Raw genomic sequence first — 25221 nt, forward strand, 5'->3', positions numbered from 1 at the left:
AAAATCTGCTTAATAAGCTGGCCTCGTGGCAACCTGCTTTTATTTCTAATGATAAAATGCAGTATTTCTGTTGAAAAGAAATCATTCTGCACTACTTTTGCCAAGTATGAATTTATCATTTTTTCTTTCGTTTAAATGAAAATATTAAAATTTGGCGGTACTTCCGTGGGGTCTGCCGCAAGAATGAAAGCCGTAGCTGCGCTCATCCAGGGAGATGAGCCGAAAATTGTGGTGCTTTCGGCCATGTCGGGCACAACAAATGCCCTGGTACAAATAAGCGAGTTGCTGTACCAGCACAAAAATGAAGAAGCGAAAGCGCAGATTGATGCGCTCCACCATACATATAAACAGGTAGCTACAGACTTTTATACTTCCGCCGAGAAGCAGCAGCAAGCCAACGAATTGCTCAACCAGCACTTTGACTACCTTCGGGCTTTTACGCAGGATTCATTTACCACACACGAAGAGCGGGCCGTACTGGCACAGGGCGAGCTACTGTCTACCGCATTATTCCAGTTCTTCCTGGAGGAGCAGGGTATTAACTCCGTGCTGCTGCCTGCGCTCAACTTTATGAAGATTGACGAGAACGAGGAGCCGGATACAGCCTACATCGCCGCAAACCTGAAAGCGGAACTGGCAAAATATCCGGAGACAAAGTTGTTTATCACGCAGGGATACATCTGCCGCAACGCCTTCGGCGAAGTAGATAACCTGAAGCGTGGCGGCTCCGATTACTCTGCTTCGCTGATTGGTGCTGCTGCCGATGCCGACGAAATCCAGATATGGACCGACATCGACGGAATGCACAACAACGACCCGCGCATCGTCAAAAACACTTATCCTATTGCAGTGCTGTCGTTTGATGAGGCTGCGGAACTGGCTTACTTCGGAGCCAAAATTCTGCACCCGAGCAGCGTACAGCCAGCTAAACAGAAGAACATCCCCGTACGCCTGCTCAACACCATGCAGCCGGAGGCGAAAGGCACCATTATTACGGCTGAAAGCGAAGGCGGCAAAATTAAAGCGGTAGCGGCGAAGGATGGTATTACGGCTATCAAGATAAAGTCGGGACGCATGTTGCTGGCTTATGGCTTTCTGCGCAGCGTGTTTGAAGTATTCGAACGGTACAAAACGCCCATCGATATGATTACGACGTCGGAAGTAGCCGTATCGCTGACCATCGACAATGCCAGGTTCCTGAACGAAATTGTACATGAATTAGAAGCATTCGGCCAGGTAGAAGCAGATCAGGAACAAACCATTGTGTGCGTAGTAGGCGATTTTATGGAAGAACGCAGCGGCGCTGCCCTGAAGGTATTTGAAGCGCTGAAGGATATTCCGTTGCGCATGATTTCGTATGGCGGCAGCAAAAACAACATCAGCGTGCTTATCAACACTCCTCACAAAGTGGACGCGCTGCAGAAATTAAATGAGGGAATATTCGAACACAACGCCACCAATGCTTAACATAGACCTGCATGAATTGCAGCAGCACGCCACGCCGCTGTATGTATACGACCTAAACCTGCTGCGCCAGACTTTGCAAACAGCTAAAACCGAGGCCGGCAAGTATAACTACCACGTGCATTATGCGCTCAAAGCAAACGCCAATGCGCCCATACTTGCTGAAATGCTGCAGCATGGTTTCGGCGCCGACTGCGTGAGCGGCAACGAGGTGAAAGCGGCCCTAGAAAATGGTTTCGGGTCTGAAGATGTTGTTTTTGCCGGTGTTGGAAAATCCGATGCAGAAATTAACTATGCGCTGGAGCAGGATATTTTTTGCTTTAACTGCGAGTCGAAGCAGGAACTGGAAGTGCTTAACGAACTGGCAGAGAAAAAGGGGAAGACAGCCCGGATTGCCCTGCGCATCAACCCGAACGTAAACGCCAACACGCACAAGTATATTACCACCGGCCTGGAAGAAAACAAGTTTGGTATTAATGCCTGGGAGTTAGAGAGCGTGCTGGAGCTGCTTGCGCAACTGAAAAGTATCGAGCTCATCGGTATTCACTTCCATATCGGTTCGCAAATAACGGATCTGACAGTTTTCAAAAATTTGTGCACCCGTGTGAACGAGTTCCAGGACTGGTTTGCTGCCCGCAACATCAGGTTGCAGCACATCAACGTCGGAGGCGGTCTGGGCGTGGATTATTACCACCCGGAGCAGCAGCCTATACCTGACTTTGCCGCTTACTTTGGCTTGTTCCACCAGTTTCTGGAATTAAAGCCCGGGCAGCAGGTACATTTCGAGTTGGGCCGTGCGCTGGTAGCGCAATGCGGCACGCTTGTTTCCAGGGTGCTCTACATCAAAAAGGGCTTGTCTACCAACTTTGCCATACTGGATGCCGGTATGACGGAACTGATTCGCCCGGCGCTGTACCAATCCTATCATAAAATAGAAAACCTGACAAGCCGGGAGCCCGAGGAGCGCTATGACGTGGTAGGGCCGATATGCGAATCTTCGGATTGCTTCGGCAAGGCGGTGCAGTTACCCGAAACCAGCCGCGGCGACTTTATTGCTATCAGCACGGCAGGCGCTTATGGCGAGGTAATGGCCTCGAACTATAACCTGCGCGAAAAAGCAAAGGCTTTATACTTGTAAAAAGGATCGATATCAACAAAAAGCCCGGCTTCATCTCTCATGAAGCCGGGCTTTTTGTTATCCATACTATCTCCGTTGTCAGCCAGTGCTACGATTTATTTTCACTGTGCTGCAAGTATAAAATCGGGTGCAGCCTGTGCGATGCCTGGCTGTTTCTGCAGGAAATTGGCAAGTTCCAGTGCATTTCCGTTAGAATGCTTGCTTACTTTCACCAGGTAAATGTTGCTTCCGGGCGATGATGGTTGCACTTCGGCTTTGTAATCTCTAGCAAGCTCCTGCAAAGTGCTCAGCCCATCCTGTTCTACTGTAACGATGACCTCATTGCTGATTCCGAGTAGTTGTTTGCCGGACAGGAAATATGGAGCGGCATAGGCAATCTGCGCATCTGCAGCTAATGTTAGCAGTGCCTGCTCCACTTGTTTGCAGTTAAGGCCATCCTGCAGCACCAGCGATTGCAACACCGCCGATTTGGAAGCAGCCTGTGTGCCTAAGCTTTTAACAAAGCCATACTTCTGTAGCAGGAGCTGCTGGTCAGCGGCGGATATATGTGGTTCAAAAGCCACCAGCACCTGTTTGGTATACACAACGCCAAGGCTTTTGCTTTGCCCGCCATCAACATAACTATAGCTGGAGCACGCATTTCCGGCGACCTGCATCTTGTTCAGCAAATCCGGGTCGAAGCGCACGTTACGGACAGGAGAAGCGCTGTTGTCTCTACAAGCAGAAAAAGTAATCAGCATGAGCATGCCGCTCAGGAAGGGTAGGAGTTTATTCATCACCGTACAGTTTTTATCTCCAGGAAATAATAATTGTACGTGCACCCATTAAGAAAAGCTATGAAATTCTTCCCTTTTAATGACGTTTTTTCTAAATTTTATTAAAATTTATTATCTGCGATAAATATAATTAGTATGGCCGTTGAAATCCTTTAACCTGTACGCGTGATAAAGCCTGTATAACTGCACAGTATATGATATCAAACATGCTCCTGTAATACAACCTAAGCCGCAACAAGCTCTGTTACAGCAGCTGCGCGCAATAGTTTTTCCTCTGTCAACTCATCAGGTACCTGGGCGATAAAGGCTCCCAACGCCTCTAGTTCCTGCCGGTGCTGCAGCAGGTCGCTGCGGTAAATGGTGCCAAGCAGTTGCACCACCTGGCTGTTTACGCCAAAAGAAGTTACTTCCTGCCATGGCAGATTCGGCAGTTCGCCCCTGTGCTCTACCCGCAGGTATACCCGCAGCAGCGCATCGGCAGCCACAGTAGCAGTAGCAGCTGCACTTAATTTGGCATAGTTATACTTGTAGCCCGCCAGAGCTGCCGACACATCAGCCCACACCGCAGAGCCGGTAGGATGGCTGCCGGCCCCGCGCCCTTTCAGAAACTGTGTACCGGCAAATTTGGCCTGCAGCTGCACGCCGTTAAATTCTGCATTTACTGCATAAAGCTCGCTGTCAGGCGTTACAAAAGTTGGCAGCACCTGCACCTCCAGCTTGCCCTGCGTATTAATTTTTGCTGATGCCACCAGTTTAATGCGCGCACCTGCTGCCTGCGCCAGCGCAACATCCTGCGTGCTCACCTGGCTGATACCAAACCGAAGCACCTCCTGCGGCGGTATCACCACGCCAAAAGCATGTGCTGCGATGATGCATATTTTGTGCAGGGCATCGTAACCGCCTACATCCAGCGTCGGGTTTGTCTCGGCAAAGCCAAGCACCTGCGCCTGTTGCAAAGCCTCCTGATAAGAAAGGCCTTCTGCGTCGAGTTTGTGTAGAATATAGTTGGAAGAACCATTCAGGATACCGCTTATCTCCTGCAGTGGTTCGGTGCCATAATATGCTTCAAGGGTACGCAGGATGGGAATACTGCCACATACAGCTGCTTCATAAAGCAGCGTGCCGCCATACTGGCGCTGCAATTCTACCAACTCGGGCAGGTTTTCGGCTATCATTTTTTTATTGGCTGATACCACGGTCTTGCCTTCCTGCAGGGCCTGCCGCACCAGCAGCAACGCTTCATTCGGGTCGCTGATGAGTTCGGCCAGCAGATCCAGGCTTTGGTCCTGCAGCAACTCCTGTGCATCGAAGGTAAAAGCCGTGGCTGGCAGTGGCCGATCTTTGGTTTTGTCTTTTACACAGATGTTGGCAACGTCCAGCAGTTGGTTGTGCTGCAGCACGTCGTATAAACCCTGGCCTACACAGCCAAACCCCAGGATACCTATCTTTCGCTTACCGCGTTTATCGCTCATAATTTACTAATTCTACTGTTTCTTCTTCTATATAAAATTGACTGATGGCTTCCGAAAGTTGCACGATTTCCATCAAAAAGCCATCATGGCCATAATTAGAGTGGAGCAGCGCAAACGAGGAACCCGGCACCTGGGCATGCAGCCTGCGCTGCTCTTCTACCGGGAACAGGATATCCGTATCCACGCCCACAAACAGGCAACGCGCCTGCAGGTGTGCCAGCGCCTTTTGCACGCCGCCCCTGTTACGGCCTACATGGTGCGAATCCATGGCTTTGGAAAGCAGCCAGTAAGTATAGGCGTTAAAGCGCTGGGCCAGTTTTTCACCCTGGTATACCTGGTAGGAAGCGGCTCTGTAGTTGTCGGTAATGCTGTTGCCGGGCTCCTGCTGGCTCTCCTGGTAAGTGTTGTAATGACGGTATGAGAGCATGGCAACGGCACGCGCGGTTTTCAAACCACCCAAACCGGCTGTTTCTGTGCTCTCATTCCAGGTAGGATCCTGCCGGATGGCCATGCGCTGGGTTTCGTTAAAGGCAATGCCCCAGGGCGAGTGGCGAGCATTGGATGCCACCTGTACCAGCCGCTCAAATACGCCTGGTTTCCAGATAGCCCACTCCAGCGCCTGCTGTCCTCCCAGCGAACCACCTATCAAAGTATGAATATGCTGCAAACCCAGTTCCTGCCGCAGCAGGTCGAAAGCCGCCACTACATCCCGGTTGGTGAAAGCCGGGAATGTATGATAGTATGGCTGCAGCGTTTCAGGATTGATGGACAGCGGGCCGGTAGAACCATAGCACCCACCCAGGGTATTGGCACAAACAATAAACCATTTAGCCGGATCGTACAGTTTACCTTCACCAAATAAGCCGGCCCACCAGTCAGTAAAATCGGAGCTGCCGGTCAGGGCATGGCATACCCATACTACGTTACTGGCCTGTGTATTAAGCTGGCCATAGGTGGTATAGGCGAGCTGCAGGCCGGGCAGTGCAGCGCCCGACTCCAGTTCAAACTCCTTCTGATAGTGAAAAACGTGATGTTCCGGCATAAGTAAGTGTGCTGATTTGTTAATGTGATAGTACGTTGCCTGCCAACCTATTATCACCAGTTGCGAATGTCTAATTTCCCCAACTGCTTGTTATACTTTATACTTTAGCTGAGCACAGCCTCTGGCCGGGATTGCTGTACCTGGGCAAAAGCGTGTTCAAAATCTGCTTTAATGTCGTCGATGTGCTCGATGCCGAGTGAAACGCGGAGCATTGTTGGTTCTACACCTGCGCTCTGTTGTTCAGTTTCGCTTAGCTGCTGGTGCGTGGTAGAGGCCGGATGGATAATCAGTGTTTTGGCATCGCCTACGTTGGCCAGATGGCTCACCAGTTGCAGGCTGTTCACAAATGTTTCCGCCTGCCGCTTGTCGCCTTTTAACTTAAAAGACAGCACGCCGCCGGAACCACGCTTCAGGTACTTTTTAGCCAGTTCGTGATATTTGCTGCTCTCCAGCCCCGGATAATTCACCGATTCTACCTGCTCGTGCTGCTCCAGCCATTGCGCCAGTGCCAGCGTGTTCTCTACCGTTCTGTCTACGCGCAGCGAGAGGGTTTCGAGCCCCTGCAGCAGCAGGAAGGAATTGAACGGGCTGAGCGCCGGGCCAAAATCCCGCAGGCCCTCTACCCTGGCACGTATGGCGAAGGCAATGTTTCCGAAAGGCCCGTCTGCCCCGAATACTTCCCAGAAATTAAGCCCGTGATAGCCTTCGCTGGGCTCAGAGAACTGCGGAAATTTGCCGTTGCCCCAGTTGAAATTGCCACCATCCACTATCACCCCGCCAATGCTGTTACCATGGCCGCCAATCCATTTGGTTGCAGCCTCTACTATCACGTTGGCACCATGCTCGAACGGGCGAAACAGGTAACCTCCGGCGCCAAAGGTATTGTCCACCACCAGCGGAATATCATACTTGCGGGCCAGCGCTGCAATGGCGTCAAAATCCGGAACATTGAAACGCGGGTTGCCGATGGTTTCCACGTAAAGAGCTTTGGTTTTATCGTCTATCAGCTTTTCGTAGTTTTCCACAGCATCGTCATCGGCAAAGCGGGCTTCTATACCCAGGCGCTTGAAAGAAACTTTAAACTGGTTGTATGATCCGCCATAGAGGTTCCGGGTCGACACGAAATTATCGCCGGCAGCCAGTATGTTGCTGAGCGCTATAAACTGCGCTGCCATCCCGGAAGCCACAGCTACAGCCGCCACCCCGCCTTCCAAAGCCGCTACGCGCTTTTCAAACACATCAGTGGTGGGATTCATGATGCGGGTATAAATATTACCAAACTCCTTTAGTGCAAACAGGTTAGCGCCGTGTTCGGCATTCTTGAAATTATAGGAAGTAGTCTGGTATATCGGCACGGCACGTGATTGTGTGGTCGGATCTACTTCCTGGCCGGCGTGTAGCTGTAATGTTTCAAAATGGAGTGATGCAGACATGGCTATATAGAGTTATGAGTTTGAAAAGGTGCGTTTGAATAAATTAACAGGCTTGCAAATACAGAAAAGTGTTGCATCACAGACGTGTGTCTGCCGCAAAAGCATTGAAGCCGATGAGGGGTTTAGCTTAGCAGCAACAGCAACACATAGCCATCGGGGGCATGCGCATGCTTGTAGCCGGAACAGAATAGCCGTTTTGCAGCAGGCAGCCTGCCGGCGAAACAGAAAAATGATGAGGTGGTGTTGGTTTGATTCCCTTTTTCATTATCGTATCAATTTATATTCTTCCGAACCCTTCGGAATCAGGAATTAGCACCTTTACTCGGTCGTTAGGTTGCTAGCGCTTCACAGAGCCTGTCTCTCCACGCTTCTTTATAAATCAATATCCGCAAAAGGGATAATTGACTTGATGTTGCAATATTAAGGCACGCTTAAAAGTAAAACAAGTTTTTCTGCAATTTTTTAAAAAATTACACCGCACCTTATTAAGGCAACATACGACCTGCTCTGCCGCTTCGTTGTAATCCTTAACAACTACAGCGTGTTCAAAGTTTAATAAAAAGCTTAAAGCCTGGCTTTTACAAAAGCGCAGCGCTCCAGTTCCGAAGCAGAAGCTTGCAAAAAGTACTGCCGGGCCATCCGGTAAAAGCATTATAGATAAAGGTAAGATGTTTTAAAAGGCAGTGTTTATTTTGCCCGGTTACTTACCTGCAAAAAAGCCGGAATAAATTACGATCCGCCTTTCCCGGCCTGCGCTTTGCTCCATGATACTGGATAGCCGCGTGAAAGGATAATATGGCCGCAACAGATAAATTTTCCTGCCTTCTAAAATATAATTAACTTTGCCTGCCTAAAACCTATCAATGCAATGGAGGCCATAAAAGAAACCAATTTCTCCTTTGCCGGGCAAACCGGCTTTTACAAAGGCAAAGTCCGCGACGTTTATTATTTTGACGACAAGCTGGCTATGGTGGCCACCGACCGCATTTCGGCTTTTGATGTGGTGTTGCCGCGCGCTATACCTTACAAGGGGCAGGTGCTCAACCAGATAGCCAGCCTCAACCTCAAGGCTACTTCCGACATCGTGCCGAACTGGGTAATTAGTACACCCGATCCGAACGTAACTATCGGGTACCGTTGCGAACCTTATAAAGTAGAAATGGTGATACGCGGCTACCTGGCCGGGCATGCCTGGCGCGAGTACCAGGCAGGGCGGCGCACGCTATGCGGCGTAACGCTGCCCGAAGGACTGCGCGAGAATGACAGGCTGCCCGAACCCATTATTACGCCTACCACCAAAGCCGATGAGGGGCATGACGAAGATATTTCAAAAAAAGAAATTCTGGCGCAAGGGCTTGTATCTGAAGAAGATTATCTTAAATTAGAGCATTATACCAGGGCACTTTATGCCCGTGGTACCGAGCTGGCAGCAAATCGTGGCCTGATTTTGGTAGACACCAAATATGAGTTTGGCAAGTATAATGATCAGATTTTTTTAATTGACGAAATCCATACGCCTGACTCTTCTCGTTACTTCTATGGCCAGGGCTATGAGGCACGGCAGGCAGAAGGCAAGCCGCAACACCAACTCTCAAAGGAGTTTGTACGCCAGTGGCTGATTGAAAATGGTTTTCAGGGAAAGGACGGCCAAGCTGTACCGGAAATGACAGACCAGGTTGTAAACGGCATCTCGGACAGGTACATTGAATTGTTCGAGGTATTTACAGGTCAGCCCTTTAAGAAAGAACCATACAAGGAGGCGCTGCAACGCATGGAGCAGCGCATAACTGAAAACATTTTTTAGCACCAAAAGTTAACATATTTAAAGTAGATTTTGGTACATTTGCTTTTAAATCCTTAAGGGTAGATCTATGAAGTACACGATTGATAAGAAAGAAAATTACACAATTATCACGATAGATGAAAAGAAGCTGGACACGTCCATTGCGCCAGATCTGAAGTCTGAGTTCGTGAAATTGAATGCTGAAGGGATCACCAACCTGATTCTTGATCTGAGCAATGTTAAATATACAGATTCATCCGGCCTTAGCTCTATCCTGATCGCTAACCGCCTGTGCAACTCGTCTAACGGCTTGCTGATAATGACCGGTTTGCAGGACCACGTGATGAAGCTTATCTCTATCTCTAAATTAGAGTCTGTGCTCAACATACTGCCTACCGTGGAAGAGGCAATTGACCGTGTGTTTCTGCACGAAATTGAGCAGGACTTAACCAACAAAGAAGACTAAGCATACCAGCCGCCAGTGGATTTCGAACTCGTAATTTTAGGTAGTTCGTCGGCCACGCCTTCGGCAAACAGACACCATACCGCTCAAATCTTAACGATTGGTAATCAGCACCATCTGATTGATTGCGGTGAAGGAACGCAGATGCGCCTGATGCATTATAAAATAAAACATCAGCGCATCTGCAACATTTATATCAGCCACCTGCATGGCGACCATTACTTCGGGCTGGCAGGTTTGCTGTCTACCATGCACCTGCAGGGCCGCAACACGCCGTTGCACCTCTTCGCCCCTCCCGGCCTCTCCGACATTCTCAGCCTACAATTTAAGTACTCGGGCACCAACCTGTGCTTTCCGCTCATTTTTCATGAGCTGGATACTTCCGCGTACAAAAACGTATTTGAAGACAAGCAAATAACGGTGCATACAATTCCGATGGCGCACCGGGTGCCCTGCTGTGGTTTCCTGTTACGCGAAAAGCCCAAGCTGCGCCCGCTCATCAAAGAAAAGCTACCCGATTTCCTGACGCCACCACAACTGCTACGCCTGAAACGAGGCGAAGACATCAAAGACGGGCAGGGAAACGTAGTTGTCCGGAATGCGGATGTAACGTTGCCGCCCAAACGCAGCCGCAGCTATGCTTATTGCTCCGACAGCCGCTACAAACCCGACATCCTCCCCTACCTGCGCGGTGTAGACCTGCTGTACCACGAAGCTACTTTTCTGGATGAGATGCGCGACCGGGCTACTTATACTTTCCATAGCACAGCGCTTCAGGCCGGGGAACTGGCTGCCGCCGCCGAGGTGCAGCACCTTATACTTGGCCACTTTTCAGTGCGCTACAAAGACCTGCAACCACTGCTGCTCGAAGCGCTGAGAGCCTTTACGAAAGTGGATTTGGCTATAGAAGGCAGTGTCTTCAGTATAAAGGAGTAGCAGCAGGCCGGCCCTGGATGTTTGCTTTAAAGTGGCTGGTTTCGGTAGTAGCCTCTGTTACCTTTGCAAGCGTAAAAGCGCCTATTGCCATCACCAAATCCCGTACTGCAATATCCAGGTACAGTCCTCCGCTCAGGATAAGGTTCAGGGCTATACCAATCAGCCAGGCCATCACCACGTAAGCGCCAATCCGTGGTTTCACAAAAACCAAAACGCCCGCAATTATTTCAATAACGCCTACTATCAGCATAAACGTGTGCGGGCTAAAAGGCAGCATTTCTGCTACAGTGGGGTTCAGGTACTTTTCCCAGTCTGTCAGCAGGTTCGTAAACTTGTCTAAACCGGCTACAATTGGAAGAATGCCATACGTTAACCTTAAAGTGGTTCTGACGTGGTGCAAAGTTTGATTTTGTGCTACAGTGTCCATGATTTTTTCCTCCTGTATTTAATTGTTTAAGTTATCATTTAGATGCAGATCAGGATTAAATCTTACAAAAATCCGTAACAATTCAGAGCAGAATGCATCTAACAGGTAAAAGCAATCCTTATGCAGGCAACACAAGTTAAAAACACGCAGCAACTCTCTGATATAGAAGTGGTAAGGAGAGTACTGGCCGGGGAAAAAGAACTCTACGAACTCCTGATGCGGCGCCACAATCAGAAACTTTACCGTGTGATAAGAGCATACCTGAAGGATGAGTGTGAGACAGAGGATGCGATGCAGAATACGTACCTGAAGGCATACGAAAAGCTATACCAATTCAGCGGCAATGCGCAGTTTTCTACATGGCTCATCCGAATAGGTATAAACGAAGCGCTGGGATGGTTGCGGAAAAATGAAGCCTCTGTTTGTAAGCGGGCCGCGCAGGACGGGCCTACGGAAGATCGTGTGCTGGAACTACCTGATACAAAAGCAATGAACCCGGAAACCAAGATGATACAGCAGGAAACACAGCAGATGCTGGAGCAGGCGATTGACGCCCTGCCCCCAAAGTACAAGATAGTATACTTACTGAAGGAAGTGGAAGACATGAGCACTTCCGAAGTTACCGCCAGTCTCCACATCACAGAGAGCAATGTAAACGTGAGGCTGCACAGGGCAAAATCTCTGCTAAAGGAAAGCCTGTATGAGCTTTCGGCCTCCAAGGCTGTTTTCGTTTTCGGGTTGCGGCGTTGCGATAAGCTGGTAGAAAAAGTAATGGCGAAACTTGCCTGAGTATACCCACTGAAGCTGCTCCGTTGCAAATCTCAGGAGTGCCGACGCTGCGCTTCTATACGGGTATAAAGTTTCGGAGCCGGAAAGTAATTTCTGACATGGCATACCAATTATTTCCCAAATTTCGTGTTATTTGCCGGTTCTCAAATCGTTTTGAACCGTAATCGCCCATAACAACGAAATATCTACACAATGGCTCAGAATAAATTACTTACTGCTTCCGGCATTCTTTTAGGCATCTTTGTAATTTTAGTTTTAATCCAGTTTATCAGAATAGATAAAACCAATCCGCCGGTTGACGCAGCTAAAGATTTTGCCACCATCGCCAATCCGCCGCAGGATGTGCAGCTTATTCTCCGAGAATCCTGCTACGACTGCCACGCCAACACCACTGTTTATCCCTGGTACTCCGATGTAGCGCCTGTTTCGTGGTGGCTCAAAAATCATATTACTGATGGCCGCAGGCACCTCAATTTTTCGGAGTGGGGAAGTTATACCGCCAAGAAAGCAGACCACAAGCTGGAAGAAAGTATAGAAATGGTTGAAAAAGGAGAAATGCCCCTCACCTCCTATACGCTTCTGCACCCGCAGGCCAAACTGACGGCGGCAGAAAAAGAGAAGCTGCTATCCTGGTTAAAGAACTACAGGAAAAGCTGATGCCTGCGCCGCGGCTTTTCTGTTGTATCGTGGCATAAATCCCGGGCTATACTTCATACATTTATACTTCTTTAAACATATTTAATGGCCTGTTGCGCCTTCACCTGCTCCCGCCCAAGTGACTTTTATGTAGCGCAACAAAGTATAACATACCGGCACCTATGGCATCTCCGTCAGACCACGCATATAATAAAAAACGCACACAACTGTTCCTCGTGCTCAGCGGCATTTTCCTGTCCAACGCCTTGCTGGCGGAACTCATAGGGGTAAAAATATTTTCGGGAGAGGCTATTTTCGGTCTGCCGGGCGCACAGCTAAACCTGCTGGGCTACAAGCTAGATTTTAACCTCACCGCAGGCGTGGTTATCTGGCCCGTTGTGTTCATCACCACTGATATCATCAATGAATACTTTGGCAAGTCGGGCGTAAAAAAGGTGAGCGTGCTTACGGTGCTGCTTATACTTTATGCTTTCCTTGTTATCAGCATTGTGACCAAGCTGCCGCCCGCGCAATTCTGGCAGGAGCTCAATAGCACCGACGCGCAGGGCAACCCGTTTAACATCAACTATGCTTACAACAGCGTGTACCGGCAGGGGCTTGGTATTATTATCGGCTCTGTCACGGCTTTCCTGATATCACAGTTTCTGGATGCAACCGTGTTTCACTGGCTGCGCCGCTTTACCGGCAGCAAAAAAATATGGCTCCGCGCCACGGGCTCTACCCTGGTGTCTCAGCTCATTGATAGCATTGTAGTGCTGTTTATTGCCTTCTATGCTTTCGGCAACTGGCCCCTGAGCCAGGTACTGTCCGTGGCAGCCATTAACTACATCTACAAGTTTTTCATCGCCATTGCCCTTACCCCGCTGCTATACCTCGCCCATTTCCTTATCGACAAGTACCTTGGCCCTCAGGAAGCGGAAGAACTGATGGAAGAGGCCGCCACTGTAGAAAGCTGAGACCAGGATTTATAGGATTATTAGATTTTAGGATTTCTGGGGGTTTATTAAATCCTTTATTGATGAGACCATCATAACCATTTGTGAAGACTGTTTAGGATTAAGTTCAATGATTTGGAATGATGGAGTTTGATGCGTTGACACATAAGATTATTGGATGTGCCATGAAGGTGCACCGGACGCTGGGAAGCGGATTCCGGGAAGTAATATACCAGCGGGCACTTGCCATTGAGTTGGAAAAGAATGGCCTTAGCTTTAGTCGCGAGATGGAAATGACCATTTATTACGAAGATATAGAGATAGGCACGCGAAAAGTAGACTTCTTTGTAGAAAAAAATGTAATGGTAGAGCTGAAGGCAGTCGCAAAACTGGAGGATGCGCATTTGGCTCAAGCCATTAATTACCTGGAAGCCTATAATTTACCTATAGGTTTACTGATAAACTTCGGAGCCAGGAGTCTCGAATTCAAAAGGCCTTACCACACCAAACACCCCCTCAACAAACAAAATCCCAAACCATAAGCAAAATTCTTCCGAGTAAATCTCATAATCTCAAGAATACAAATCAAGAATAAGTGCTTGAATACCAAAAAACTAATCCAGAAACCCGCCCCAAAACAAATCCTGGAATCTTTAAATTTTATAAATCCTAGTCTGTTATGTTCAAAGGAATCGCTGCGGTCTTTGTAGGCGCCTGCAGCTTCGGGATACTGTCAACGTTTGTAAAACTGGCCTATGCCGAAGGTTTTACCCTGGGTGATATTACAGGAGCACAGGTATTTTTCGGGCTGCTTATACTTTGGGGAATTGTGCTGTTGCGGCAGCTGCTCCGAGGCAAAAGCAACAGTTCCTCGCTTAAAGAAAAGCTTCAGCTGGTGGCGATGGGTACCAGTACCGGTCTTGTGAGTATCTTTTATTATAAATGCGTGCAAACGGTGCCTGCTTCTATTGCGATTCTGCTGCTGATGCAGTTCACGTGGATGAGCCTGATCATGGATGCCATCCTGAAACGCAAACTGCCAACAGTAGCACAGATGGGCATGGTGGCGCTGGTGCTGCTGGGCACCAGCCTGGCCGGCCGCCTGTTCTCTGATCAGCTGCCCAGCTTCGACTGGCAGGGCATTGTTTTTGGCCTGCTGGCTGCACTATGCTATACTTTTTTCCTGACCATTAACGGCGCGGCAGGTAACCACATGCATCCTGCCACCAAAAGCGCCCTGCTCCTGACCGGCGCCTGCATCCTCGTGTTCAGCATATTTCCGCCGGCATTTCTGGTAAACGGGGCATTAGGGCACGGCCTGCTGAAGTGGGGACTGGTACTGGCCGTGTTTGGCACGGTTGTACCGCCGCTCTTCTATGCTTACGGCATACCGCGTACGGGACTTGGGCTGAGCGCCATCCTGAGCACGGCAGAGTTGCCGGTGGCTGTGCTGATGTCGCGGTTAGTGTTGCACGAAGAAGTATGGCCGGTGCAGTGGCTGGGCGTGGCGCTTATACTTACCGCCATTGTGTTATCAAACCTAAGCTCTATCCGGAAAAGCCGCCGCAAGGCAGTAGCCGCTACCGGTGAAGTATAAGCAACCATACAAAATCTTAACCTTGCATTTCAGGTATAACTGAATTATCCCGAAGGTATATTTTCCTGTTCTTTTTCCTGTAAGTATCTTCTGCATGACTGCTATTTGTTTCATGAGAAAAGGAAGCGCTGGATGTTTCTTCCTTTGATAATCTTCATGTGATTATCAACAGACATCATAGCTGCGCAACCTCTTACAGCCGCCTTACTATAGGTATTTCATCGCTATTAATACTTGTTCTGAGCAATTTACATCATATCAGGCGCACAAGTAAAATTCGCACAGAAGTGGCAGGATGCAAGGGTTGTTTCACTGCATCCGCTCTTTTCCTGCTGTGCTAAAAAAGAACAGGGCAATAATCTCAGCATATTTATGGTTAGAAGAAGAGAGTGACTGTATTTTCTTTGCCAGCAAGCTTGTTCCTGCGGCAGGAAATTCAAATACTCTGGAAAGCAGGTATAAACCTGGCCTTGACACAAACCTCTATGATGATGAAAAATATTCTGCCCTTTTTCCTTTTAGCTGCATTGCACCTGAGCAGCGGCGAAGCACAGGCAAGCGACAGCAATAAGATAGTACCCACCGAAAGAACTTCTGTACTAACTACCCAAAAAGCTGCAGGCGGCACGTATGTGGGCACCATCCCCTGCGCTGATTGCAAAGGCATTAAAATGGAGCTGACGCTGGCAGACAACAAAGCCGGGAAAGGCAAAACTTATGTGCTGAAGCAGACTTATTTAGGCAAGCCCGCCGGCAAAAATGCGCTGCAGAGCACCGGCAAATGGTTTGCCGCCACCGGCAACAGCCAGAATCCGAAAGCGGTTATTTACCAGCTGATTCCGGACAAAGCATACGAGCCCCTATACTTTGAGCGGCTGAACGACAAAACGATTGAGATGCTGGATCAGGATCAGAACAAGATCGCTGCAAAGGGCAACTATAAACTACAGAAGCAGCCTTAAGCCGGTACAGCGGCCATTTTGGAACAAGGATTTTCTTTCAGGCGCTTTTTCGCTTATTTTGCACCTGCAAACATCCAACCCCTCTTACATGGCACGTTACCTCACCGGCATACAAAGTACAGGCCGCCCGCACCTGGGCAACCTGCTGGGCGCAATTATCCCGGCTATCGAATTCTCTAAAACGGCTGATCAGGAGTCGCTCTACTTCATCGCCGATCTGCATGCCCTTACCACTGTGCGCGATGCGGAGGTGCTGCGGCACAACACGTATTCGGTAGCGGCTTCATGGCTGGCTTTTGGTTTCGACACAGACAAGCATGTATTCTACCGCCAGTCAGATGTGCCTATGGTGACGGAACTGGCCTGGTACCTGAACTGCTTTGCGCCTTTTCCGATGCTGGCGAATGCACATTCGTTTAAAGATAAATCGAGCCGCCGTGGGCTGGCTGATGTGAATGCCGGCCTGTTTACTTACCCGGTACTGATGGCTGCCGACATCTTAATGTATGATGCCAACTTTGTGCCGGTAGGCAAAGACCAGATACAGCACCTGGAAATTACACGCGACATTGCCAGCTCGTTTAACCACCAGTATGGCGAAACCTTTGTGCTGCCGGAAGCCAGTACGGATGATACCGTGATGACGGTGCCCGGCATCAACGGCGAGAAAATGAGCAAGTCATACGGCAACATTATCGATATCTTTGAAGCCGACAAGCCGCTGCGCAAAACCATCATGAGCATTATTACCGACAGCACACCCCTGGAGGAGCCCAAAGATACTGACAGTGATACCACTTTTAAGCTGTTCAGCCTGCTGGCCACGCCCCAGGAAATGGAAGAAATGCGCGGGAATTACCTGGCAGGCGGCTACGGTTACGGCCACGCCAAGCAGGCTCTTTACGAACTTATCATCCGCAAGTATGCCAAAGAGCGGGAACTGTTTAACTACTACATGAACAACCTGCCGGAAGTAGATAAGAAGCTACACGAAGGCGCTGAAAAAGCCAAAGCCATTGCCACGCCGGTATTACAGCGCGTACGCCGGAAACTGGGGTACTAACAGCCTGCCGGACAAGTATAAAAATGGCACAGCACAGCAGATATTAGTTAAGCGGCTGGTAAATCTTAAAGTATAAACAGAAGTCAGAAGTATAACAGCTATACTTCTGACTTCTGTTTATACTTTAAACCCTTTATACTTTTTACCCGATTAAAGTCTTTGCTGCGGGCGATTAATTACGTTCCAGTACAATCAGGTCGGCGGAAGCGCGGTTCAGGGCTATCGGGATGTTGTTTATCACGGCCGTACGGATAAGCGTCTGGATGTCGTGCTCGTGGCCGTGCGGGGTTTCTGCATCAATAAAAAAGATAACCTTGTCTACTTCCCCCTGTAGTATTCTGGCCGCCAGCAGTATATCGCCTCCGCTTGGCCCGTGCCCGAAAGGCTGCACATTCAAATCGAGCAGGTCGTTGATGAGCTGCGAGGTGTTGGTGGTGCCGATAAGGTTATAGCCATCCAGGGCAGTATGGTTTTCTTTTACCCAGTTCAGCAGGTCGGTTTTGCGGTTGTTATGTGCAATTAAAGCGATAGTTTTCATATTATCTGATTTTATACCTGGGGCTTCTGCGCCAGAAACCCGGATAAAGATAAGGTTTTCTGCAGAAAGGAACTTAACGTTGGACTTGTTTTGAAGGTGTGATTATTGTCGTTTTGCGTGTTGCTAAATTTTATTGATAACAGGCTGCTTCCAACAATAAAAAATGGCTGAAACACCTTATAAAGCAACTGTTCGGAAAAAGTAAAAGAGTAGCGCAGGCAGGAACACCAATACGTCTCCGGATAAGTGACAGAACGCTTCTAAGGAATAAAGGGTGATCGTACAGCAGGCTTAATCATACTTGCGCTTTGCTTTTACGCTGCGTCGCCATTCTCTATATTGCCTGACCACGCCCGTTGCCGCTACGCAAAGCAGCACCCCCAAAGTATAGGCAGCCAGGTCGCTCCACAAAAATCCCTGCCCCAGCACCAGTCCGCCCAGGGGTGTCCGCCGGATGGCCAGCAGCAAGGGTGGGTGGCAGAGCTGGCTAATTTCGATGGCATAGCAGATGCCTGCGCTCACAGCGGCAACGATCAAAGCCCTGGCGGAGCGAAAGAAAAAGCGCACGATCACGTACATCATCACCGCATACAGCATGTCGCCCACCATCAACGGCACGCCTGCTACTCTCCGCGACAGCAGCCCCGCCCCGATTACCAGCAGCAGCAAGAACAGATATTTCCCGGTACGTCTGGCTGGTTTCAAGGTATGTTCTGGTAGTTTGTCGCTTTTTTTAGCTGACATCTAACGTTATTCGTGCAGCCGAAGTCCGATGCGAAGCAAGGGTTACGGCTGCACCGGGTTAACCACTTTAGTTCTTTTAGGCAACTTTCACTTGTCTGTTAAGTAATTCAACTTTGAAATTAACCTTTGCCTCAAGTGCATTGAACACTTTAAGAATGGTATCAATGGTCACGTTAGTCGCATTATTTTCAAGTCGCGATATTTGTGCTTTTTTCACGCCCACAAGCTGCCCAAGTTGCTCCTGTGTAAGGTTTCTTTCTTTTCTTGCTGCCTGAATCATGTCTCCAATCAACTCCAGCTTAAGCTCGAACTCATACTTGTCGCGCTCTGATGTTCCTTTCAACCCAATAAGCCTGTCTTCGGCTTCATTCAATGAATATCTTTTCATGATTACTTTTCTTTAAAATAGATTTCCCGAATACGCTCGGCTTTCTCAATTTCTTTTTTATCTACCTTGCTGGTTTTCTTGACGAAACCATGTGTGGCGAGTACAAGTGTTTCTTTCTTGTCTGTTTTATCCCAGAAGGCAAGAAGTCTGTACTGAAGTCCAGCATAAAGAGTCCTGAACTCCCATATTTCGCTGGTGAGCTTTTTGAATAACTTGGGGCCGGTGTGGAACTGAGCTCTCCGGATATTCTGAAGTATTTTCTCCCGATGCTTCAGTTCAAGCGATTCCAAATACTTAAAAGCCTCCTCCAGCAAGTCAACTTCAAATTTTTGTTGCATTAGTACTTATCTTTAGATACCGCCAAAGATAAAGAAAAGTTTCCTTATATGTAAACCTCTTATGGCTCCTATTGTGGGTAACGGTTTGTACATAAGGTAGATGAGGCGTAGCCGGAGTATAACTTATGTGCCGTGTTGGGGACAGCTTTTCTTATTTTAATTTATTCACGTGAACTTCTAAAAACCCAATGCCAGTATCTTCTACTTCTTCCAAATATCCTTTTCTGATAATGAAAGAGGTTTCGGTAACGTATCCATTCTGCTTTGGATTGTCGGTGGCATTTAAAAAGATAGTATCTGCCTTCAGTTCGTAAGTACCAGATGATTTCACTTCTCTAAATCCACCTATTTCAAAAGTATTGTCTTTATAAAGCTTCAATAGGATTCCACCGATTGGCGCTTCCCTGGAAGCAACTAAGACTTCTTCTTTATTTTTAAAATTGTAAGAGAAGAATAGTTCTTCAACTACTAATAGTAAGCCAAATGATAAGACTGCTGTAGCAAAAGAGATAGCTGCATTTCTTAATCGTGCTTTTCTTCTTTTTATCAAATAGCCCACTAAAAAGACAACAGTGAGTAAAAGGCAAACAGCCATTATTAACACTGCAATTATTGAAGCTATTTCCATACTTTAAGTTTACCCCAACGTCTTGGCTAAACGACGGCGACAGCCGTCGGCTGGAGATGACGTTTAGCCAAGACGTTGGCGGACGTACTTCTTTTTTAAGCACCTTCTGCTAAAATTAATTTTTTATATTCATCTTGAATGCCGCCTTTTGTCAAGAAGTTAATTTCATTGAGCTTGAATCTCTCTTTTATGAATTGAATCGTACCTGCAAAGTCGGAAAATTCAGTGGTTTCAAATTCCAAATCGGGGTCAACATAGGAGAAGTCGTAGATGTCTACATAATCAAGGTTGCCTTCATCGAAAACTTCATAAATGTTCAACAAAACATGATTCTCGTTACTTTTTTCAAGGCCTATCCATGTAAGGATTTCTTGGTCATCACTTATCCGTCCAATAAACGCTTCCACAGGCTTGCCTAAGTTGAGTAGAGTTATGATTTCATCTTCTATTAAATATCTCGTCATTTTTAATATTAACGTGAACTCGGGAATTGCATTATGGCAAAAAGGGCTTTTTCGTTAAAACAAGAAGGCTAAAGGTTGGGTAGAAACATTGCCAGATGTTTCACCTAAACCTTTAGCCTTATGTACTTTGTCATGGATACAGCCAAAGTTGTGGAAGTGTTTTGCTTCCTTGACGATTTCTGCAAAGAAGTTGCTGCTTATTTTGCCACTCATCCACTTCCTGCTGCCCTTCATCCACGTTCCTGTGCAGGCAGAAAGCCATCTCTCTCGGAGAGCGAGGTGCTTACCATCCTGGTGCTCTATCATCTCTCTGGCTTTAAGTGCTTTGAGTACTTTTACCAGCGTCTGATTCTTCGAGAGCTGCACAGCTACTTCCCCGGAGCAGTCTCCTACACCCAATTCCTCTCGCTTGCTCGTCAGGCTTGCTTTCATGCACTTCTGCTGGCCCAGTATCGCTGCAGCCTCTCTGCCCGAACTGGCCACTACTACATCGACTCCAAGAAGCTGCCTGTCTGTGATAACGGCCGGATTCACCAGCACCATGTCTTTGATGGTATTGCCCAGCGAGGCAAGTCTTCCACCGGCTGGTTCTTTGGTTTAAAGCTGCACCTGGTGACAAATGAGCATAAGCAACTGGTGTGGTTTCTTGTCACACCAGCCAATATCGCAGATAACAACAAGCAGGTGCTCTCTTACATGCTCTCGGGCCTGAAGGGTAAGTGCTATGGAGACAAAGGCTATCTGACTGCCATGCTCGAAGAACTGCTCGAAAAGGAGCTACACCTGGTAAGCAAAATCAGAAAGAACATGAAGAACATACTCCTCAGCTTGCATGACAAGCTCAACCTGATGAAGAGAGGAACAATCGAAGCAGTCAATGACATACTCATGAGCGTCTGCGATATTAACCACACACGCCATAGAAATCCGCTAAACGCCCTGGTGCACATCCTATCCGGGCTTACTGCATATACTTTTCTGGAAAGCAATAACAGCAAGTTCAAGCCTGCCAGAATCAATGCCTAATTCCCGAGTTCACGTTAATATTATGTATGACCGCCAACGGTCTCGTGTAAAAGACGTGCTAGGCCGTCGGCCGTGGCATGACATTTACACAATGTTAGGTTGCGTTTTTCTTCTGTATTCCAGTTCTACTTGTTCAATAACTTCTTTAAAATTCAGGTAATTGTTATTATAGAGGATTATCATTGTTATTATTTCTATAAGAAACTCTCTAACAGCTCTTTCATTTATATCAACTGCATCCATTCCATGTGCAACATCGTTCCTTCTTTTTGTTTGTTTTGAAAAGTTATTAACTACACTACAATAAACTACATTTTTGTTTGTATCAATACTACTTTCTCTAAATAACTTTTTAAGTTTTTCAGAAAGTCTTTCTTGAACTTCAAAACTATTTGTTTTTAAGTTCAAGAAATTTTCAAATGCAGAATATGCTACAAAGTGAGATAATTTATAATTTCCAGATAAATACAAAAGGTAACTTTCTCCTAATAAATCATTGTAAAGGATACTTCTACTTATTCCTTCCATTTGAATCTTTGCAAAGAATCCACATTCCCCCCAATCCAAAACGTTTAAACCATAACTACCTCCAAAGAAGGTGCCTTCATACTTAATGCATTTATTAATATTATTAATACTTCTAAGTCTAATATACTTCAATTTAAATTCATCGAGTTCACCACTATCATAACCAGACCATGCAAAGCTATCTTTATTAAGTCTGTTGATTATGTTTAAGTCTTCTTCGATTGAAACTGAAGTTAGTTCAGATTTTAAATCGTTGTCTAATTCTTGGAAGTAGTTTTGGTGATATAATCTGTGGGTTAAAAACTCAAAACTTGTCAATGTTTCAAAATATCCTTTATAAGACCATTCATTAATGAAAAAATAATCTGTGTCTATTTCTCTTTTATATTCTGATACATCATAATCAGGCTCAATATTAATAGGGATAATAAGTTCTTTGATGTCAATTATATTTAGATACATCAATAGCTTTCTTACATCAACCTTTTTTATATATGAAGTTAAGTTCAATTGTCCTTACTTTTAAATTTAGAGATTTTTTTATTACTAAAATGCAACCTAACGTTCTTGGCCATAAGGCGGCGGAGCTGGCTTATGGATGTGGTTAGGCAAAGTGGCTTTTTATCTTTGCTCTGTTTAGATACACGATTAAGAAGGCAACTGGAACAGACCATATCAGCATACCGATAAGTTGCTCAATGCCAAATTCACCTTTGTCAAACGGATTATATGATGCGATAAAAACTGATTGGTACCAAAAGAATAGCAGGTAAAACACAGCCACTACCTGAGCCAACAACCTCGCCCAGTTTTTATAACGAGTTATGAAAATTCCAGCTACTAAGAACCCTAAGGCTAAAGCTGATGAAACCATAGCAATTGGTTTTGCATAGGCAACTGATTGGGCATAGTAAGGAATCTCTTCTGTGTTGGTTCCCTCTTCTGTTAAATAATCAATCATGAATAGTCCCCCGAAGTTACTTAACACTACCAAAATAGAGACTAAAGCAAGCACAATTCCAATGGTTCTGATTGACTTGGGTTTATTTTCTTTCATCCTTATCTATTCTGCCTAACTCTTATCTATTCTGCCTAACGGCTAGTGCATGAGACGTGCAAGGCCGTCGGCCGTAGCATGGCTTATGCGCCTTGTTGTGGGAAGTTGTTTTTTATTCTATTTTAATTTTCTGTTTTAAGGCTGTTTTCTGAAAATCAGGTCAAAAGCAGTTTTATTCTTTATCAAATAGTCTTTACTCCTTATACTCTTGCCTTCCTGCTTTTAGCGATGAAAGCTATTAATCGCTCTATTGCAAATGAATAAAAAAGGATATTCAAAAGGAGTGATGGGAAATAAAGAGCCATGTTTTTAGTTATAAATTCCCATAACAAGGTATGAAGAGGGAATCTCCAAATTTGGAATGTCGCCGCTAATATTGTAGATAATAATCCGCCGCCAGAAGTATTTTCATCTTCAGCAAAAGCGGCAATGAAGGAGGCAAACATCAGAAGGGTAATAATCGAACCAATCGTAATGAATGCTAGAGGATTAAAATTCTTTGGTAGAATCTTCATTTTCATGATTACAATTACCCACAACTACCAGCTAGCAGGAGTCTATTCCTACTATCTGCATTATGTATAGGGTTGCTTTCGCTTTACTTGCCAAAGCTATAAACCATTTCGGCCCAAGACTAATTTTACACTTTCCTCCCTCAATATAGCAAATCCGCAGGAACTTTATACCTGACAGCTACTCTTTTTCAGCCGGCTACAACAATAAAAGCCGCACCCGCCTTCGCCTGATGGCCCCGGTAGGTGCGGCTTGTGGCAAACAGCCATCGCATGCTTATACTTGTTCCTGTATACTTGTTATTCGGCTGTCCAGAGCACGCGCTCCTGATCGGTTAAGATGAGCAGCACGCGCGGCAGGTTGGCTACCAGCACCAGGCGCATTTCCACACCCGGAAACGAGTCCGATTCTACCCAAACGCCCTCTTTCTCGTCCTCTTCGCGCTCACTGCCGTCCAGCGAACTGGCCAGGTAAGCGGTTGGCAGCAGGATGTCGGCATCTGATTTCAGCTTTTTGTGCACCTCTTCCAGCACCTCCTCCATTTCGTCGCCGTAAGCCTCGTTAAAATCATCTTCCAGGTCGTGCAGTTCCTCCTCTATGTCGTCGTAGCGCGCGTCGTTGTAGTCCAGCGCATTCAGCTGCTGCTTCTTTTCCAGGATGGCGATAATAGCGTTATTCAGGTCTTTCGCGTTCATAAGGTGTATACTTTTTTACAAAGTTGACAACATGCCACAGCAATTGCAAGGATTGGCCGGATAATTTGCAACACAGCGGCAATCGTTTTGTTCTACCCCGAAAAGGTGTATTTTTACAGCATGCATCTGCGTAAACCATCATACTTATACCTATGGCAACCGACATTCTGCCTTTAAACGGCACCGACCATATCGAGTTTTATGTGGGCAATGCCAAGCAGGCGGCACATTTTTACCAGACAGCTTTCGGCTTTCAACTGGTGGCTTATGCCGGCCCCGAAACCGGTCTCCGCGACCGCGCCTCTTATGTATTGGTGCAGGACAAAATACGCTTTGTGTTCACCACCGCCATCACCCCCGAATCCGATATTGCCCGGCATGTGCACCAGCACGGCGATGGCGTAAAAGTGCTGGCCCTGTGGGTTGATGATGCTGAAAAATCTTTCCGGGAAACGGTAGCGCGTGGCGCGAAACCCGCCATAGAGCCCAAAACACTCACCGATGAACTTGGTGAGGTAAAAACGGCTTCTATCCATACTTACGGCGATACCATTCATACTTTTGTGGAGCGCAAAAACTACAGCGGCCCTTTTATGCCGGGCTTTGTGGCGCGAACTTCGGAGTTGCAGACAACTTCTACCGGCCTGAAGTATGTGGACCATTGCGTGGGCAACGTAGAGTTGGGCAAGATGAACGAATGGGTGGCGTTCTACGAAAAAGTAATGGGCTTTAAACTGCTAATCACTTTCGACGACAGCGACATCAGCACCGAATATACGGCCCTGATGTCGAAGGTAGTGTCTAACGGCAATGGCTATGTGAAATTCCCGATAAACGAGCCTGCCGCGGGTAAAAAGAAATCGCAGATAGACGAATACCTGGAGTTTTACCGCGGGGCCGGCGTGCAGCACATTGCCATCGCCACCGACAATATCCTGCACACGGTGGCAGACTTAAAGAGCCGTGGCGTGGAGTTCCTGCGCGTACCCGACACGTACTACGAAGACCTGCTGGACCGCGTAGGACACATAGACGAGGACATGGCTGATCTGAAAGAATTGAACCTGCTGGTAGACTGTGACGATGAAGGTTACCTTTTACAGATTTTCAGCAAACCCGTGGAGGATCGCCCTACGGTTTTCTTTGAAATAATCCAGCGCAAGGGAGCACGGTCTTTTGGCAAAGGCAACTTCAAAGCGTTGTTCGAAGCCATTGAGCGGGAGCAGGCGCTGCGCGGCAACCTTTAGCAGTTAACCCAGGTATAGGCCCGGGAAATTTCAGTTTGAATTGACTTCATATAATAGGCCATCCTTCACCCCTGTTCTTTGGGTGTAGAAAGACATTGTGTGCTTATTTATGCGTTGC

General features: G+C 47.2%; 29 protein-coding genes and 1 riboswitch. Of the genes, 14 read left to right on the plus strand and 15 right to left on the minus strand.

Annotation, left to right across the window (positions count from 1 at the left end):
• Positions 1 to 135: 135 nt before the first annotated feature.
• Together I2I11_RS04780 and lysA are read left to right on the plus strand one after the other, a co-directional pair.
• Positions 136 to 1467: an aspartate kinase gene (locus I2I11_RS04780; RefSeq protein WP_196266539.1), complete on the plus strand. Its 1332-nt coding sequence runs from the start codon at positions 136 to 138 to the stop codon at positions 1465 to 1467.
• Positions 1460 to 2602 (plus strand): diaminopimelate decarboxylase, encoded by a 1143-nt coding sequence (gene lysA / locus I2I11_RS04785; RefSeq protein WP_196266540.1) that lies wholly within the window; start codon positions 1460 to 1462, stop codon positions 2600 to 2602. The genes I2I11_RS04780 and lysA overlap by 8 nt, the downstream gene beginning before the upstream one ends.
• Positions 2603 to 2703: 101 nt before the next feature.
• On the opposite strand, the gene I2I11_RS04790 is transcribed toward lysA, so the two are convergent.
• The 4 genes from I2I11_RS04790 to I2I11_RS04805 all read right to left on the minus strand — a co-directional run bounded on the left by I2I11_RS04790 (position 2704) and on the right by I2I11_RS04805 (position 7325).
• Positions 2704 to 3378 carry a S8 family serine peptidase gene (locus I2I11_RS04790; protein ID WP_196266541.1) on the minus strand — a complete coding sequence of 225 codons (675 nt, stop codon included), beginning with the start codon at positions 3376 to 3378 and terminating at the stop codon, positions 2704 to 2706.
• A 224-nt stretch (positions 3379 to 3602) separates the two neighbouring features.
• Entirely contained in the window at positions 3603 to 4850 is a 1248-nt protein-coding gene (locus I2I11_RS04795; RefSeq protein WP_196266542.1) for a homoserine dehydrogenase, read from the minus strand.
• A complete protein-coding gene (locus tag I2I11_RS04800) occupies positions 4840 to 5892 on the minus strand; it encodes a homoserine O-acetyltransferase family protein (RefSeq protein ID WP_196266543.1) in 1053 nt (350 codons plus the stop codon). Before I2I11_RS04800 ends, I2I11_RS04795 begins: the two co-directional genes overlap by 11 nt.
• A gap of 104 nt (positions 5893 to 5996) precedes the next feature.
• Positions 5997 to 7325, minus strand: coding sequence for an O-acetylhomoserine aminocarboxypropyltransferase/cysteine synthase family protein (locus tag I2I11_RS04805; protein ID WP_196266544.1), 1329 nt, complete (start codon positions 7323 to 7325; stop codon positions 5997 to 5999).
• Between the two features lie 274 nt (positions 7326 to 7599).
• A riboswitch (SAM riboswitch) is annotated at positions 7600 to 7706 on the minus strand.
• Positions 7707 to 8193: 487 nt separating this feature from the next.
• Between I2I11_RS04805 and I2I11_RS04810 the strand changes: the two genes are divergently transcribed.
• The 3 genes from I2I11_RS04810 to I2I11_RS04820 all read left to right on the plus strand — a co-directional run bounded on the left by I2I11_RS04810 (position 8194) and on the right by I2I11_RS04820 (position 10507).
• Positions 8194 to 9129, plus strand: a complete 936-nt coding sequence (locus tag I2I11_RS04810) for a phosphoribosylaminoimidazolesuccinocarboxamide synthase (RefSeq protein ID WP_196266545.1) — start codon at positions 8194 to 8196, stop codon at positions 9127 to 9129.
• Positions 9130 to 9196: 67 nt separating this feature from the next.
• Positions 9197 to 9574 (plus strand): STAS domain-containing protein, encoded by a 378-nt coding sequence (locus I2I11_RS04815; protein ID WP_196266546.1) that lies wholly within the window; start codon positions 9197 to 9199, stop codon positions 9572 to 9574.
• A gap of 15 nt (positions 9575 to 9589) precedes the next feature.
• Entirely contained in the window at positions 9590 to 10507 is a 918-nt protein-coding gene (locus I2I11_RS04820) for a ribonuclease Z (protein ID WP_196266547.1), read from the plus strand.
• Here the strand turns inward: I2I11_RS04820 and I2I11_RS04825 are convergent.
• Entirely contained in the window at positions 10491 to 10934 is a 444-nt protein-coding gene (locus I2I11_RS04825; RefSeq protein WP_196266548.1) for a DoxX family membrane protein, read from the minus strand. The two genes, I2I11_RS04820 and I2I11_RS04825, sit on opposite strands and share 17 nt — an antisense overlap.
• A gap of 120 nt (positions 10935 to 11054) precedes the next feature.
• Here I2I11_RS04825 and I2I11_RS04830 point away from each other — a divergent pair, with 120 nt between their 5' ends.
• The 7 genes from I2I11_RS04830 to trpS all read left to right on the plus strand — a co-directional run bounded on the left by I2I11_RS04830 (position 11055) and on the right by trpS (position 16937).
• Positions 11055 to 11723, plus strand: coding sequence for an RNA polymerase sigma factor (locus tag I2I11_RS04830; protein ID WP_196266549.1), 669 nt, complete (start codon positions 11055 to 11057; stop codon positions 11721 to 11723).
• Between the two features lie 192 nt (positions 11724 to 11915).
• On the plus strand, positions 11916 to 12380 hold the full coding sequence (locus I2I11_RS04835) for a heme-binding domain-containing protein (protein WP_196266550.1): 465 nt from the start codon (positions 11916 to 11918) through the stop codon (positions 12378 to 12380).
• Between the two features lie 161 nt (positions 12381 to 12541).
• Positions 12542 to 13336: a queuosine precursor transporter gene (locus I2I11_RS04840; protein WP_196266551.1), complete on the plus strand. Its 795-nt coding sequence runs from the start codon at positions 12542 to 12544 to the stop codon at positions 13334 to 13336.
• Between the two features lie 122 nt (positions 13337 to 13458).
• Positions 13459 to 13857, plus strand: a complete 399-nt coding sequence (locus I2I11_RS04845; RefSeq protein WP_196266788.1) for a GxxExxY protein — start codon at positions 13459 to 13461, stop codon at positions 13855 to 13857.
• Between the two features lie 137 nt (positions 13858 to 13994).
• Positions 13995 to 14912 carry an EamA family transporter gene (locus I2I11_RS04850; protein ID WP_196266552.1) on the plus strand — a complete coding sequence of 306 codons (918 nt, stop codon included), beginning with the start codon at positions 13995 to 13997 and terminating at the stop codon, positions 14910 to 14912.
• Positions 14913 to 15397: 485 nt separating this feature from the next.
• Positions 15398 to 15874, plus strand: coding sequence for a copper resistance protein NlpE (locus I2I11_RS04855; RefSeq protein ID WP_196266553.1), 477 nt, complete (start codon positions 15398 to 15400; stop codon positions 15872 to 15874).
• A gap of 88 nt (positions 15875 to 15962) precedes the next feature.
• Positions 15963 to 16937 carry a tryptophan--tRNA ligase gene (trpS, locus tag I2I11_RS04860; RefSeq protein ID WP_196266554.1) on the plus strand — a complete coding sequence of 325 codons (975 nt, stop codon included), beginning with the start codon at positions 15963 to 15965 and terminating at the stop codon, positions 16935 to 16937.
• A gap of 172 nt (positions 16938 to 17109) precedes the next feature.
• Here trpS and I2I11_RS04865 read toward each other — a convergent pair whose 3' ends face one another.
• From I2I11_RS04865 to I2I11_RS04890, 6 genes are all read right to left on the minus strand, one after another.
• Positions 17110 to 17475: a methylglyoxal synthase gene (locus I2I11_RS04865; RefSeq protein WP_196266555.1), complete on the minus strand. Its 366-nt coding sequence runs from the start codon at positions 17473 to 17475 to the stop codon at positions 17110 to 17112.
• A 291-nt stretch (positions 17476 to 17766) separates the two neighbouring features.
• Positions 17767 to 18180: a ribosomal maturation YjgA family protein gene (locus I2I11_RS04870; RefSeq protein WP_230679899.1), complete on the minus strand. Its 414-nt coding sequence runs from the start codon at positions 18178 to 18180 to the stop codon at positions 17767 to 17769.
• Positions 18181 to 18295: 115 nt separating this feature from the next.
• Positions 18296 to 18607 carry a helix-turn-helix domain-containing protein gene (locus I2I11_RS04875; RefSeq protein WP_196266557.1) on the minus strand — a complete coding sequence of 104 codons (312 nt, stop codon included), beginning with the start codon at positions 18605 to 18607 and terminating at the stop codon, positions 18296 to 18298.
• 2 nt (positions 18608 to 18609) lie between these two features.
• Positions 18610 to 18945 carry a type II toxin-antitoxin system RelE/ParE family toxin gene (locus tag I2I11_RS04880; RefSeq protein WP_196266558.1) on the minus strand — a complete coding sequence of 112 codons (336 nt, stop codon included), beginning with the start codon at positions 18943 to 18945 and terminating at the stop codon, positions 18610 to 18612.
• A 151-nt stretch (positions 18946 to 19096) separates the two neighbouring features.
• Positions 19097 to 19573, minus strand: a complete 477-nt coding sequence (locus tag I2I11_RS04885; RefSeq protein WP_196266559.1) for a hypothetical protein — start codon at positions 19571 to 19573, stop codon at positions 19097 to 19099.
• Between the two features lie 95 nt (positions 19574 to 19668).
• The gene (locus tag I2I11_RS04890) at positions 19669 to 20037 is read right to left on the minus strand and encodes a hypothetical protein (protein ID WP_196266560.1); all 369 of its coding nucleotides are present in this window, start codon (positions 20035 to 20037) and stop codon (positions 19669 to 19671) included.
• 120 nt (positions 20038 to 20157) lie between these two features.
• Between I2I11_RS04890 and I2I11_RS04895 the strand changes: the two genes are divergently transcribed.
• Positions 20158 to 21063: an IS982 family transposase gene (locus I2I11_RS04895; RefSeq protein WP_196266561.1), complete on the plus strand. Its 906-nt coding sequence runs from the start codon at positions 20158 to 20160 to the stop codon at positions 21061 to 21063.
• A gap of 84 nt (positions 21064 to 21147) precedes the next feature.
• Here I2I11_RS04895 and I2I11_RS04900 read toward each other — a convergent pair whose 3' ends face one another.
• The 4 genes from I2I11_RS04900 to I2I11_RS04915 all read right to left on the minus strand — a co-directional run bounded on the left by I2I11_RS04900 (position 21148) and on the right by I2I11_RS04915 (position 23856).
• Positions 21148 to 22101, minus strand: a complete 954-nt coding sequence (locus tag I2I11_RS04900; protein WP_196266562.1) for a hypothetical protein — start codon at positions 22099 to 22101, stop codon at positions 21148 to 21150.
• 94 nt (positions 22102 to 22195) lie between these two features.
• Positions 22196 to 22648, minus strand: a complete 453-nt coding sequence (locus I2I11_RS04905; RefSeq protein ID WP_196266563.1) for a hypothetical protein — start codon at positions 22646 to 22648, stop codon at positions 22196 to 22198.
• A 200-nt stretch (positions 22649 to 22848) separates the two neighbouring features.
• A complete protein-coding gene (locus I2I11_RS04910) occupies positions 22849 to 23169 on the minus strand; it encodes a hypothetical protein (RefSeq protein ID WP_196266564.1) in 321 nt (106 codons plus the stop codon).
• A 291-nt stretch (positions 23170 to 23460) separates the two neighbouring features.
• Positions 23461 to 23856, minus strand: coding sequence for a hypothetical protein (locus tag I2I11_RS04915; protein WP_196266565.1), 396 nt, complete (start codon positions 23854 to 23856; stop codon positions 23461 to 23463).
• Positions 23857 to 24008: 152 nt separating this feature from the next.
• Here I2I11_RS04915 and hppD point away from each other — a divergent pair, with 152 nt between their 5' ends.
• A complete protein-coding gene (hppD, locus tag I2I11_RS04920) occupies positions 24009 to 25103 on the plus strand; it encodes a 4-hydroxyphenylpyruvate dioxygenase (protein ID WP_196266566.1) in 1095 nt (364 codons plus the stop codon).
• The last annotated feature ends 118 nt before the right edge of the window (positions 25104 to 25221 follow it).

Origin of the sequence: Pontibacter rufus (assembly GCF_015694705.1) — a bacterium.
GTDB classification, from domain to species: Bacteria; Bacteroidota; Bacteroidia; order Cytophagales; family Hymenobacteraceae; genus Pontibacter; species Pontibacter rufus.